Annotated in this window: 1 protein-coding gene; it reads left to right on the top strand. The window is 77.0% G+C overall.

The window, feature by feature from the left end; genetic code table 11:
• Positions 1-29 precede the first annotated feature (29 nt).
• The gene (locus F6X68_RS00825) at positions 30-14,636 is read left to right on the top strand and encodes a type I polyketide synthase (protein ID WP_151452412.1); all 14,607 of its coding nucleotides are present in this window, start codon (positions 30-32) and stop codon (positions 14,634-14,636) included.
• Positions 14,637-14,671 lie beyond the last annotated feature (35 nt).

Raw genomic sequence — 14,671 nt, 5'->3', positions numbered from 1 at the left:
CACCTCGAACCCCGATACGGAGTGGCCCGATGCCCACTGAGGCAGAGTTCCTCGACTACCTCCGGCGTGCGACTGCCGACCTGCGCGACGCGCGTCGGCGGGTGCGCGAGGTGGAGGCCAAGGACCGCGAGCCGATGGCCGTCATCGGGATGGCGTGCCGGTTCCCGGGCGGCGTGTCCAGCCCGGCCGAGCTGTGGGACCTCGTCGACCGGGGCGGCGACGGGGTGGGCGACTTCCCGGCCGACCGGGGCTGGGACCTGGAGCGGCTCTTCAACGTCGACCCGGACAACCCGGGCACATCGACCAGCAGCCAGGGCGGCTTCCTCTACGACGCGCCGCAGTTCGACCCGGGCTTCTTCGGCATCAGCCCCCGCGAGGCCCTGGCGATGGACCCCCACCAGCGGCTGCTGCTGGAGACCTCCTGGGAGGCGTTCGAGCACGCCGGCATCGACCCGCAGCGGCTGCGCGGCAGCCGGACCGGCGTCTTCGCCGGGGTCATGTACCACGACTACGCGTCGCGGGTGCTGGACCTGCCCGATGGCGTCGAGGGCTACATCGGCACCGGCAACTCCGGCAGCGTGGTGTCCGGGCGGGTGGCGTACACCTTCGGGCTCGAGGGCCCGGCGGTCACGGTGGACACGGCGTGCTCGTCGTCGCTGGTCGCCGTGCACCTCGCGACGCAGGCGCTGCGCCAGCGCGACTGCGACTTCGCGCTCGCCGGCGGCGTGACGGTCATGTCCACCCCGGGCACCTTCGCCGACTTCTCCCGCCAGCGGGGCCTGGCCTCGGACGGCCGGTGCAAGTCGTTCGCCGCCGCCGCCGACGGCACCGGCTGGTCCGAGGGCGTCGGCGTGCTGCTGTTGCAGCGGCTCTCCGACGCCCGCCGCGACGGCCGGCGCATCCTCGCCGTGGTCCGGGGCAGCGCCGTCAACCAGGACGGCGCCAGCAGCGGGCTCACCGCCCCGAACGGCCCGTCGCAGGAGCGGGTGATCCGGCAGGCCCTCGCGAACGCCCGGCTGTCCCCGGCCGACGTCGACGTGGTCGAGGCGCACGGCACCGGCACCACCCTCGGCGACCCGATCGAGGCGCAGGCGCTGCTGGCCACGTACGGGCAGGACCGGGGCGAGGGCGGACCGCTTTGGCTGGGCTCGGTCAAGTCGAACCTGGGCCACACCCAGGCCGCCGCGGGCGCCGCCGGACTGATCAAGATGATCGAGGCGATCCGGCACCGCACCATGCCCGCCACCCTGCACGTCGACGAGCCGTCCCCGCACATCGACTGGTCCGCCGGGCAGGTGTCGCTGCTGACCGAGGCACGCCCGTGGTCGGCCGCCGACCGGCCGCGCCGGGCCGCCGTGTCGTCGTTCGGCATCAGCGGTACGAACGCGCACGTCATCCTGGAGGAGGCGCCCGTCGACGACGCCCCGTCCACCGACGAGGCCCCGCCCGCCGCCGACGCGCCGGTGGCGCTCCCGCTCGCCCCGGTGTTCCTCTCCGCCCGTACGCCCGAGGCGCTCGCCGGGCAGGCCGGCCGCTGGGCCGACCACCTCGCCCGCGTCGACTCCCTGCGCCCGCTGGACGTCGCGGCCTCCTCGGTCAACCGCGCGGGGCTCGAACACCGCGCGGTCGTCCTGGCGGGCGACGCGGACGACCTGCTCGCCGGGCTGCGGGCCCTCGCCGCCGGCGAGCCGACCGGCGCCGTCACCACCGGCGCGTCGGCCCCGCGCGGCCGGGTGGCCTTCCTCTTCTCGGGTCAGGGCGCGCAGCGCGCCGGCATGGGTCGCGAGCTGTACGCGGCCTTCCCGGTCTTCGCCGCCGCCCTCGACGAGGCGTGCGGGCACCTCGACCCGCTGCTGCCGCGCGCGCTGCGCGAGGTGCTGTTCGCCGGGGCGGGCACGCCCGAGGCGGAGCTGCTGGACCAGACGGTCTTCACCCAGGCGGGCCTGTTCGCCGTCGAGGTGGCCCTGTTCCGGCTCGTCGAGTCGTTCGGGGTCGCGCCGGACCTGGTGGCCGGGCACTCCATCGGCGAGATCGCGGCGGCGCACGTGGCGGGCGTGCTCTCCCTGGCCGACGCGTGCGCGCTGGTCGCCGCGCGGGGCAGGCTCATGCAGGCCCTGCCGGCGGGCGGCGGCATGCTCGCCGTGGCGGCCGACGAGGCCGCCGTGGTCGCCTCCCTCGCCGGGCTGACCGGCCGGCTGGACGTGGCCGCCGTGAACGGCCCCGCCGCCGTGGTGGTGGCGGGCGACGTCGAGGCCCTCGACGAGGTGCAGCGGGTGTGGTCCGAGCGGGGCGTGCAGACCCGCCGGCTGCGGGTCAGCCACGCCTTCCACAGCGCGCGGATGGACCCGATGCTGGCCGAGTTCGCGGCCGTCGCCGAGGGGCTGACGTTCCGGCCGCCGACGATTCCGGTGGTGTCGAACCTGACCGGCCGCGTCGCCGACGCCGACCAGCTCTGCGACCCGGGCTACTGGGTGCGCCACGTACGCGGCACCGTGCGCTTCGCCGACGCCGTCGACTGCCTGCGCGCCGAGGAGGTCGACACCTACCTGGAGGTGGGGCCGAACGGCGTCCTGACCGCCATGGCGCAGAACTGCCTCGCCGAGCGGGCGGAGGACGACACCGCGCCCCTGCTGGCCCCGGTGTCGCGCCACGACCGGCCCGAGCCGCAGGCCCTCCTGGAGGCCCTCGCGCTGCTGCACGTGCACGGCGTGACCGTCGGCTGGGCCGACCTGCTCGACCGGGCCGGCGGTCGGCACCTGGACCTGCCGACGTACGCCTTCCAGCACCAGCGGTACTGGCTGGAGCCGGCGGGCCGGTGGACGGACGTCTCCGGGGCGGGCCTCGGGGCGGCCGGGCACCCGCTGCTCGGCGCGGCCGTCTCCGTGGCCGGCGAGGACATGGTGGTGCTGACCGGCCGCCTGTCCACGTCGACGCACGCGTGGCTCGCCGACCACTCGGTCTCCGGCGTGGTGATCGTGCCGGGCGCCGCCCTGGTGGAGTTGGCGGTGCGGGCGGGCGACGAGGTGGGCGCGTCGCGGGTGCGGGAGTTGACCGTGGCCGCGCCGCTGGTGCTGCCGTCGGCGGGTGCGGTGCGGGTGCAGGTGCGCGTCGGCGCGGCCGACGAGGCGGGCACCCGGTCGGTGACCGTGCACTCCCAGCCGGAGGAGACCGTCGACCCGGAGTGGGTCCGGCACGCGGAGGGCGTGCTGGAGCCGGCGACGGCCGACGAGCCGGGCGTGGGGGAGTGGCCGCCGGCCGGCGCGGCCGAGGTGGACGTGGCGGGCTGGTACCCGGCGCTGGCCGAGCGCGGTCTGGCGTACGGGCCGGTGTTCCGGGGGCTGCGCCGGGTGTGGACGACCGGCGGCGACGAGGTGTTCGCCGAGGTGGCGTTGCCGGACGAGGTGGCGGGCGACGCGGCGGGCTTCGGGGTGCACCCGGCGCTGCTGGACGCCGCCCTGCACCCGATCGGGCTGCTGCCCGGTGCGGAGGGTTCGGGCGGGCCGCGGGTGCCGTTCGCGTTCGAGGGCGTGCAGGTGCACGCCTCGGGCGCGCGGGTGCTGCGGGTGCGGCTGTCGCGCGCGGGCTCGGCGGTGCGGCTGGTGGCGTGCGACGAGTCGGGTGCGGCCGTGGTGTCGGTGGACTCCCTGGCGCTGCGGGAACTGACCGGGGTGTCGTCGTCCCCGGACGCGTCGGCCCGGTCGCTGTTCGAGGTCGCCTGGCAGGCCCAGGAGGTCACCCCGGCCGGGGACGTCTCCGGGTGGGCGCTGGTGGGCTCGCCCGCCGCCGCCGACCTGCCGGCGTTCGCCGACGTCGAGGCGGTGACCGCGGCGGCCGCCGGGCCGTCGGGCGTGGCGCCGCGCCTGCTGCTGGTGCCGGCGGGCAGCCTGCGCCGACCCGACCACGCCGGGACGGAGACCCTCCCGGTCCACGACGGGGACGCCGACCTGCCGGCGGACGCCGCCGACAACGACCCCGACGCGGTACGCGCGGCGACCACGGCCGTGCTGGCGGCCGTCCGGTCCTGGCTGGCGGCCGACGCGCTGGCGGAGTCGCGGCTGGTGGTGGTGACCCGGGGCGCGGTGTCGGTGGGTGCCGACGACCGGGTGTCCGACCTGGGCGGTGCGGCGGTGTGGGGTCTGCTGCGTTCGGCGCAGTCGGAGCATCCGGGTCGTATCGTGCTGGCGGACGTCGACGGTGACGTGGATGCCGGGTTGCTGGGTGTGCTGGCCACGGTGGCTGACGAGCCGGTGGCGTTCGGTGGTCAGGTCGCGGTGCGTGCGGGTGGGGTGTTCGTGCCGCGTCTGGTGCGCGCGGTGGCCCCGGCGTCGGTGGAGGCGCCGGTTGTGGGTGGCGGTGCGGTGCTGGTGACCGGTGGTACGGGTGCGTTGGGTGCGCTGGTCGCGGAGCGCCTGGTGTCGGTGCACGGGGTGCGGTCGCTGGTGCTGGTGTCGCGGCGTGGCCCGGAGGCCGCGGGCGCGGGTGAGCTGTCGGAGCGGCTGACGGCGCTGGGCGCGTCGGTACGGATTGCCGCCTGCGACGTGACGGACCGGGACCAGGTCGGTGCGCTGGTCGCCGAGGTCACCGCCGGGGAACGCCTGGCGGGCGTGGTGCACACCGCTGGTGTCCTCGACGACGGGATCGTGGAAGGGCTGACGGCCGAGCGCCTCGCCGGAGTGTTGGCGCCGAAGGTGTCGGCGGGTTGGTTCCTGCACGAGGCGACGGCGTCGCTGGATCTCGACTTGTTCGTGGTGTTCTCGTCGGTGGCTGGGGTGCTCGGCTCGCCGGGCCAGTCGGCGTACGCGGCGGGCAACGCGTTCCTGGACGGGTTGGCGGTCCACCGGAGGCAGCTCGGGTTGCCGGCCGTCAGCCTGGCATGGGGCATGTGGGACACCCCCGGCATGGGCGCGTCCCTCGATGAGGCGGACCGGGCGCGATCGACCCGGGGCGGCGTCACCGCGATGAGCGCCGAGACCGGGCTGCGGCTGTTCGACGCCGCCCTGACCGCCGACCGGCCGGCCCTGGTACCGGCCGTGATCGACCTGGCCGCCCTCCGGGCCGCGGCTGGCGCCGGCCTGGTGCCGCCGATGCTCCGCAACCTGGTCGGTACGACCACGACGCGCCGCCAGGCGGGACAGGGCACCACCTGGGCGACCCGCGTCAGCGGCCTCGCCGCCGACGAGGCGCGGGCCCAGATCGACGTGCTGGTACGCGGCCTCGTCGCGCAGGTGCTCGGGCACGGTGGCGCGGAGGCGGTGCCGGCCGACCGGGCGTTCCGGGAGCTGGGCTTCGACTCGCTGACGGCCGTCGACCTGCGTAACCGCGTCAACGCGGCCACCGGCCTCCGGCTGCCCTCGACGCTGGTGTTCGACTACCCGACGCCCCAGGCGCTCGCCGTCCACGTGCACGCCGAACTGGCCGGCGCCGCCGCCGGTCCCGCCGCGTCCGGGGCGCGGGCCACGGCCGCATTCGACGAGCCGATCGCCATCGTCGGCATGGCCTGCCGCTACCCGGGCGGCGTCGAGACGCCCGACCAGCTCTGGGCGCTGCTGGCCGCCGGCGGCGAGGGCATCGGGGAGTTCCCCACCGACCGCGGCTGGGACCTGGAGAGCCTGTTCGACCCCGACCCCGACCACCCCGGCACGTCGTACACGCGCCACGGCGGTTTCCTCTACGGCGCCGGCGAGTTCGATCCCGGCTTCTTCGGCATCTCGCCGCGCGAGGCCCTGGCGATGGACCCGCAGCAGCGGCTGCTGCTGGAGGCGTCGTGGGAGTCGTTCGAGTCCGCCGGTCTCGATCCGCAGCGGTTGCGGGGCAGCCGGACGGGTGTCTTCGCCGGCGTCATGTACCACGACTACGCCTCCCAGCTCATGGAGCTGGCCGACGAGGTGGAGGGCTACGTCGGCACCGGCAACTCGGGCAGCGTCCTGTCCGGCCGGGTGGCGTACACGTTCGGCCTCGAAGGCCCGGCCGTCACCGTCGACACCGCCTGTTCCTCCAGCCTCGTGGCGCTGCACCTCGCGGCGCAGGCGTTGCGCTCCGGTGAGTGTGATCTGGCGTTGGCCGGTGGCGTGACGGTGATGGCGACGCCGGGGACGTTCATCGAGTTCTCCCGGCAGCGGGGCCTGTCGCAGGACGGCCGCTGCAAGTCGTTCGCCGCCTCGGCCGACGGCACCGGCTGGAGCGAGGGCGTGGGTGTCCTGCTCGTGCAGCGGCTCTCCGACGCCCAGCGGGAAGGCCGGCGCATCCACGCCGTGCTGCGGGGCACGGCCGTGAACCAGGACGGCGCCTCGAACGGTCTGACCGCGCCGAACGGCCCGTCGCAGCAGCGCGTGATCCACCAGGCCCTCGCGAACGCCCGCCTCACCCCGGCCGACGTGGACGCCGTCGAGGCGCACGGCACCGGCACCACCCTCGGCGACCCCATCGAGGCGCAGGCCCTGCTGGCGACGTACGGGCAGGAGCGTCCGGGGGATCGGCCGCTGCTGTTGGGGTCGGTGAAGTCGAACATCGGGCACACGCAGGCGGCTGCCGGTGTGGCCGGTGTGATCAAGATGGTCATGGCGATGCGGCACGGTCTGGTGCCGGCGACCCTGCACGTGGACGAGGCGTCGCCGCACGTCGACTGGACGGCCGGGGCGGTGGCCCTCGCGACGGAGCCCACCCCGTGGCCGCAGGTCGGCCGGCCGCGTCGGGCGGCGGTGTCGTCGTTCGGCATCTCCGGCACCAACGCGCACGTGATCATCGAGCAGCCGCCCGCCGAGCCGGTCGAGGCACGCGCCGCCGACCGTCCGCGCGCCGGCGTCGTACCCCTGGTGCTCTCCGCCGTGGACGCCCCGGCGCTGCGCGAACAGGCGGCCCGGCTGGGCGCGCACCTCGCGGCGCACCCGGAGCTGGCCCCGGCCGACGTCGCGCACGCCCTGGCGACCACCCGGGCCGCGTTCGGGCACCGCGCCGTCGTCCTCGGCCGCGACACCGTCGGCCTGACGCGGGCCCTGGAGTCGCTCCGCCTCGGCGAGGCCACCCCCGACACGGTCACCGGCACCGCGCTGCGCGGCGGCGACCCGGTCCTCGTCTTCCCCGGCCACGGCGACCCGTGGCCCGCCACGGCGGTCGAGCTGCTGGACCGGGCGCCGGAGTTCGCCGCCTCGATCGCCGCCTGCGAGGCGGCCCTCGCACCCCACGTGGACTGGTCGCTCACCGCCGTGCTGCGCGGCGCGGACGGCGCCCCGCCCGCGACGGACACCCGGGTGACGAACCCCGTCCGGTGGGCCGTGGCGGTCTCGCTGGCCCGCTGGTGGCGTTCGCTCGGCGTCCGGCCCGCCGCCGTGGTCGGGCACGCCCACGGCGAGGTCGCGGCCGCCTGCGTGGCCGGCGCGCTGTCGCTGGAGGACGCGGCGAGGACGATCGCCCTCGGCAGCCGGGCCGACGCCGACCCGGGCGCGCTGGCCGGGACCACCCTCGGGGCGGCCGAGGTGCCGCTGTACTCGGCGGCGACCGGCGGACGGGTCGACACCGACGGCCTCGACGCCGCCCGCTGGTACCGGGGGCTGGCCGACGGCGTCGACGTCGACCCGGTCGTGCGCGCCCTGCTCGGCGAGGGCCACCAGGTCCTCGTCGAGGCCGCCACCGGGCCCGTGCTCGCCGCCGGAATGCGGGAGATCGCGCAGGGCGTCGACGACGCCGTCGTGGTGGCCGCCGACGACACCGACGCCGGCGGTTGGCCCCGGATGCTGACCGTCCTCGCCGGGCTGCACGTGCACGGCGTGCCCGTGGACTGGACGGCCGTCCTGGGCGCCCGCACCGGCCCGCCGGTGGAACTGCCGACGTACGCCTTCCAGCGCCAGCGGTACTGGCCGCAGGCGCAGGTCACGACCGGCCCCGCCCTTGCCGGCCAGGACGAGGCGGACCGGCACTTCTGGGAGGCCGTGGAACGCGCCGACCCGCAGGCGTTGGCCGCCGCCATGCGGATCGACGAGACGGCGGCCCGGGCCCTCGACCCCGCGCTGCCGCTGCTCTCCTCGTGGCGCCGACGCCGCCGCGACGAGTCCACGGTGGACTCGTGGCGCTACCGGGTGACCTGGAAGCCGGTGACCGTCGCGCCGGAGGTCACCCTGTCCGGCGCCTGGCTGCTGCTGGTGCCGGCGGACGGCGCCGCGCGCCCCCTGGTCGACGGCGTCGCCCGGGCCCTCACCGAGGGCGGGGCCGAGGTCGTCCGGATCGACGTGCCGGGGACGGACCGGCAGGCGCTGGCCGAGCGGCTGGCGCGCACCGGCGCCGTCGCCGGCGTGCTCTCCCTGCTCGGCCTGGACGACGTCGCGCACCCGACCCACCCGGTGGTGCCGGCGGGACTCGCCGGCACGTACGCCCTGGTCCAGGCCCTCGGCGACGCCGGGATCACCGCCCCCCTGTGGTGCGCCACCACCGGCGCGGTCTCCACCGGCCGGGCCGACCCGCTCGACCGCCCCCGCCAGGCGATGCTCTGGGGCCTCGGCCGGGTGGTCGCCCTCGAACACCCGGACCGCTGGGGCGGCCTCGTCGACCTGCCCACCGAGCTGGACCCCCGGGACCGGGGCCGCCTCGTGGCGGTGCTGGCCGGCGTCGACGCCGAGGACCAGCTGGCGCTGCGCCCCTCCGGGGTGTTCGCCCGGCGACTGGTCCGGGCCCGCGCCGAGCGCACCGCGACGGGGGACTGGCGTCCCGCCAGCGGCGCCGTCCTGGTCACCGGCGGCCTCGGGTCGATCGGGGCCCAGGTGGCGCGCTGGCTGGCCCGCGAGGGCGTCGGCGAGCTGGTGCTGACCGGCCGCCAGGGCCCCGCCACGCCCGGCGCCGACGAGCTGGCGGACGAACTGCGCGCCGCCGGCGCCACCGTCACCGTGGCCGCCTGCGACGTCGCCGACCCCGCCGCCGTGCGGGCCCTCGTCGAGCGGCTCGCCGGGCAGGGCACCCGCATCGGGGCCGTGTTCCACACCGCTGGCGTCGCCCACGCCGCACCGGTCGCGGCCACCGACGTGGCCGACCTCGCCGACGCCCTGCGGGCCAAGGTGGCCGGCGCGGTCAACCTCGACGAGGTGTGCGGCGACGAGCTGTCGGCGTTCGTGCTCTTTTCCTCCGGCGCGGGCGTCTGGGGCGGCGGACACCAGGGCGGCTACGCCGCGGCCAACGCCTTCCTCGACGCGCTCGCCGAGGACCGGCGCCGGCGCGGCCGGGCCGCCACCGCCGTCGCCTGGGGCGCCTGGGACGGCGGCGGCATGGTCGACGCCGAGGGCGCCGCCGACCAGATGTTCCGCTCGGGCGTGCGGGCCATGCGCCCCGACCTCGCGGTCTCCGTCCTGGCCGAGGCGTTGGACCACGGCGACACCACGCTCACCGTGGCGGACATCGCCTGGGACCGGTTCCTCCAGACCTACACGCTGGCCCGCCCCCGGCCGCTGATCGCCGACGTCCCGGAGGTGGCGCGGCTGCTCGCCGCCGGGCAGCGCGACGGCGACGGGCCCGACGCGGCCTCACCGCTGCGCGGCCGGCTGGCCGGACTCGCCGCACCGGAACGGCGCCGCGTCCTGCTCGACCTCGTCCGGGTCCACGCGGCGGCGGTGCTGCGACTGTCCTCGCCGCAGGCGCTCGCGGCGGACCGGTCGTTCCGGGAGATCGGCTTCGACTCGCTCAGCGCCGTCGAGATGCGCAACCGGCTCGCCGAGGCGGTGGGGCTGAACCTGCCGGCGACCCTGGTCTTCGACCGCCCGACGCCCGACGCCCTCGCCGAGCACCTGGCGACCCGGCTCACCGGCGACGACACCCCGGCGGCCGAGCCCGTGCGGGCCGCCACCGCGCTGGACGAGCCGATCGCCATCGTCTCGATGAGCTGCCGCTACCCCGGCGGCGTCGCCGGCCCGGAGGACCTGTGGCGACTCGTCGCCGAGGGGCGCGACGGCATCGCGGAGTTCCCGGCCGACCGGGGCTGGGACCTGGCGGCGATCTACGACCCCGATCCCGACCGGCCCGGCACCTCGTACGTGCGGGAGGGCGGCTTCCTCACCGACGCCGCCGGCTTCGACGCCGCCCTGTTCGGCATCTCCCCGCGCGAGGCGATGGTGATGGACCCGCAGCAGCGGGTGCTGCTGGAGAGCGCCTGGGAGCTGTTCGAGCGGTCCGGCACCGCGCCGGCCGACATGCGGGAGACCAACACCGGCGTCTTCGTCGGCACCAACGGCCAGGACTACGCGACGCTGCTGATGGCCGCCCGGGTCGAGACCGAGGGCTACCAGGCCACCGGCAACGTCGCCGCCGTCATCAGCGGTCGGCTGGCGTACCACTTCGGGTTGCAGGGCCCCGCCGTCAGCGTCGACACCGCCTGCTCGTCGTCGCTGGTGGCGCTGCACCTGGCCTGCCAGTCCCTGCGGCAGGGCGAGTGCGACGTCGCGGTCGCCGGCGGCGTGACGGTGATGGCCACCCCCGGCCCGTTCCTGGAGTTCGCCCGGCAGCGAGGGCTGGCCCTCGACGGCCGGTGCAAGTCGTTCGCCGGGGCGGCCGACGGCACCGGCTGGGGCGAGGGCGTCGGCCTGGTGATGTTGCAGCGGCTCTCCGACGCCCAGCGCGACGGCCGGCGGATCCTGGCCGTCGTGCGCGGCTCGGCGATGAACCAGGACGGCGCCAGCAACGGGCTGACCGCCCCCAACGGGCCGGCGCAGGAGCGGGTGATCAGCCAGGCGCTGGCCAACGCGCGGCTGACCGCCGCCGACGTGGACGCCGTCGACGGGCACGGCACCGGCACCCGCCTCGGCGACCCCATCGAGGCGCAGGCGCTGCTGGCCACGTACGGGCGGGACCGGCCCGCCGACCGGCCGCTGCTGCTCGGCTCGGTCAAGTCGAACATCGGCCACACCCAGGCCGCCGCCGGCGTCTCCGGCGTGATCAAGATGGTGATGGCGCTCCAGCACGACCTGCTGCCGCCCACCCTGCACGTGGACGAGCCCTCGCCGCACGTGGACTGGTCGGCGGGCGCGGTCGCGCTGCTGACCGAGGCGCAGCCGTGGCCGGATGCGGACCGGCCGCGCCGGGCCGGCGTGTCGTCGTTCGGGGTCAGCGGCACCAACGTGCACGTCATCCTCGAGCAGGCGCCCGCCGCCGCGCCGGCCGACACCCCGACGCCCCGGCCGGCCGACGGACCGCCGGTGCTGCCCTGGGTCGTCTCGGCCGACGCCGCCAGCAGCCTGCGGGCCCAGGCGGCCCGGCTGGCCGACTGGCTGCCGGGCACCGCGACGCCCGCCGCCGACGTGGCCCGGGGACTGGCCACCGGACGCTCCCCGCTGCGGTACCGCGCGGTGCTGCTCGCCGCGGACGCCGACGCGGCCCTCGGCGGCCTGCGGGCACTCGCCGCCGGCGAGGAGCACCCCGGACTAACCCGGGGCGTCGCCGAGCCCGGCGGCGCGCTGGCGGCGCTTTTCTCCGGCCAGGGCGCCCAGCACGCCGGGATGGGCCGTCGCCTGTACGAGACGTTCCCGGTCTTCGCCGCGACGGTCGACGAGACGTGCCAGCACCTGGACGCGTACCTGCCACGGCCGCTGCGCACGGTGCTCTTCGCCGAGCCCGGCACCGCCGAGGCCGACCTGCTCGACCAGACGGCCTTCACCCAGGCCGGGCTCTTCGCCGTCGAGGTGGCGCTGTTCCGGCTGCTCGAACACTGGGGGATCCGGCCCGACTTCGTGGCCGGGCACTCCGTCGGGGAGATCAGCGCGGCCCACGTGGCCGGGGTGCTCGACCTGCCCGACGCCTGCGCGCTCGTCGGCAACCGGGGCCGGCTGATGCAGGCCCTGCCCGCCGGCGGCGGGATGCTCGCCGTCGCCGCGCCCGAGGTCGACGTGCTGCGGGCGCTGGACGGCACGTCGGGACAGGTCGCCGTCGCCGCCGTGAACGGGCCGGCCGCCGTCGTCGTCGCCGGGGCGCAGGACGCGCTGACCGAGCTGGCCGACCACTTCGCCGGCCTCGGCGTGCGTACGAAGCGGCTGCGGGTCAGCCACGCCTTCCACAGCCCGCTGATGGAGCCGATGCTCGCCGACTTCGCGGCCGTGGCGGCGAGCCTGTCGTACGCCCCGCCGACGGTGCCGCTGGTGTCGAACCTGACCGGCGCGGTCATCGACGCCGAGCAGCTCTGCACCCCCGACTACTGGGTCCGGCACGTCCGCGAGGCGGTCCGCTTCGCCGACACCGTCACCCACCTGCACGCCCACGGGGTGACCCGGTTCCTGGAGATCGGGCCGGACACCGTGCTGACTGCCCTGACCGCCGACGCGCTGCCGGCGGACGCCCCGGTCATGGTGACCGGCGTGCAGCGGCCCGGCCAGGACGAGGTGGCCACCCTGCTCGGCGCGGTGGCCCGACTGCACTGCCACGGCGTGGCCGTCCGCTGGTCGCGGCTGCTGCCCGGCGTCGGCCCCGTGGACCTGCCCACGTACGCGTTCGACCACCAGCGGTTCTGGCCGACCCTCGACGCGGCGCCGGCGCACACCCCCGCCGCCGCGCCCGACGACGTCGACTCGGCGTTCTGGCGGGCCGTGGCGTCGGGCGACGGCGACGCGCTCGCCGGGCGGCTCGGCCTCGACGCGGACCGGCCGCTGCGCGAACTGCTGCCGGACCTGGACCGGTGGCGGCGCCAGCAGCAGGAGGACACCCTCGCCGGCGGCTGGCGCTACCGGGTCACCTGGCGTCCGCAGGCCCTCGCCCCGGGTGCCGTCGACGGCACGTGGACCCTGGTCCACAGCGGCACGGACCAGCCGGTCGTCGACCGGCTCGCCGAGCTCGTCACCGCCCGGGGCGGCACCGTGCGGCAGCTCGCCGTCGACCCGGCCACGACCGACCGCACGGCGCTCGCCGCGCAGCTGGCCGGCGCCGTGCCGACCCGGATCGTGTCGCTGCTCGCCCTCGACGAGCGACCGCAGCCCGACCGGCCCGCCGTGCCGCTGGGCCTGACCGCGAACCTCGCCCTGGTGCAGGCGGTCACGGACGCCCTGCCCCCGGTGCCACTCTGGCTGCTCACCCGGCAGGCCGTCGCCACCGCCGACGGCGACCCCGTCGTCCGCCCCGCCCAGGCCACCACGTGGGGCCTCGGCCTGGTGACCGCGCTGGAACACCCCCGGCACTGGGGTGGCCTGCTGGACCTGCCCGAGACCCTGACCCCGGCCGCCGCCGAGTACGTCCTGGCGGCGCTCACCGCCGCCGGGCACGAGGACCAGCTCGCGGTGCGCGACTCCGGGACGTACCTGCGCCGGCTGGCCCGCGCGCCCCGCGCCGAGGCGGCGGCCGACTGGCAGGCGCCGGGCACCGTCCTGGTCACCGGCGGCACGGGCGCCGTCGGCCGGTACGCCGCCGCCTGGTTCGCCCGGCACGGCGCGCGGCGGCTGCTGCTGGTCAGCCGGCGCGGCGCGGCGGCCCCCGGCGCGGACGAGGCGGTGGCGGAACTGGCCGCCCTCGGCGCCGAGGCCCGGGTGCTGGCCTGCGACCTGGCCGACCGGGACGCGGTCGCCGAGCTGGTCCGTGGCCTGCGCGCCGACGGCGAGACCGTGCACGCGGTGGTGCACGCCGCCGGGGTGGGCCGGCTCAACCCGGTCGCCGCGGTGACCGGGGCGGAACTCGCCGACGTCGTCGCCGGCAAGATCGCCGGCGCCCGGCACCTCGACGAGTTCCTCGACCCGGAGCCGCTCGACCTGGTCGTGCACTTCTCCTCCATCGCGGCCGTCTGGGGCGTCGGCGACCACGGCGCGTACGCCGCCGGCAACGCCTTCCTGGACGCCTGGGCGCAGTCCCGGCCGGCCGGGGGTCCCCGGCACCTCTCGGTGAACTGGGGGCCGTGGGCCGGCGGCGGCATGGTGACCGACGCGCACGCGGCGGCCATGAGCCGGCGCGGGGTGTCCCTGCTGGACCGGGAACCGGCGATGGCCGCCCTGCGCGCCGGCCTCGACGGCGACGACACCGCCCTCACCGTCGCCGACATCGACTGGGACCGCTTCGCGCCGGTGTTCGCCTCCGCCCGGCCCCGGCCGCTGATCAGCGAGATCGCCGAGGTGGCCGCCCAGGCCGCGGCGGCGCGGGCCGACGCCGAGGACGGTGACCAGGTCGCCGGCGAGCTGCGCAAGCGGCTCGGCGAGCTGTCGCAGGCCGAACAGGCGCGGCTGCTGGTGGACCTCATCCGCACCGCCGCCGGCGAGGTCATCGGCCACGACAGCCCGTACGCCGTCGAGGCCGGCCGGCCCTTCCGGGACCTCGGCTTCGACTCGCTCACCGCCGTGGAGCTGCGGGGCCGGCTGGCCCGCTCGACGGGGCTGAGCCTGCCCAGCTCGGTGGTGTTCGACTACCCGACGCCGCAGGCGCTGGCCGAGCACCTGCGGGCCGAACTGCTCAGCGAGGCCTCGGTGGAGGCCCTGCCGACGCTGTCGGAGCTGGACCAGTTGGAGAGCGCCCTCGCGCTGCGCGACCCGGACGACATCGGCCGGGTGCGGATCACGATGCGGCTGCACAGCCTGCTCGAACGGCTCGGCACCGCCGAGGAACGCCGGGAGGAGACCGCCGAGGTCGCCGACCGGCTGCGGGTGGCCAGCAACCAGGAGCTGTTCGACCTCATCGACCAGGACCTCGGGCTCTCCTGAGCCGCCCGGGGACCTGTGGTGTCACGAGAAAGCGA

It is taken from the genome of Micromonospora sp. AMSO12t, from assembly GCF_008806585.1.
GTDB classification, from domain to species: domain Bacteria; phylum Actinomycetota; class Actinomycetes; order Mycobacteriales; family Micromonosporaceae; genus Micromonospora; species Micromonospora reichwaldensis.
This window is presented reverse-complemented; position numbering and strand designations above follow the sequence as displayed.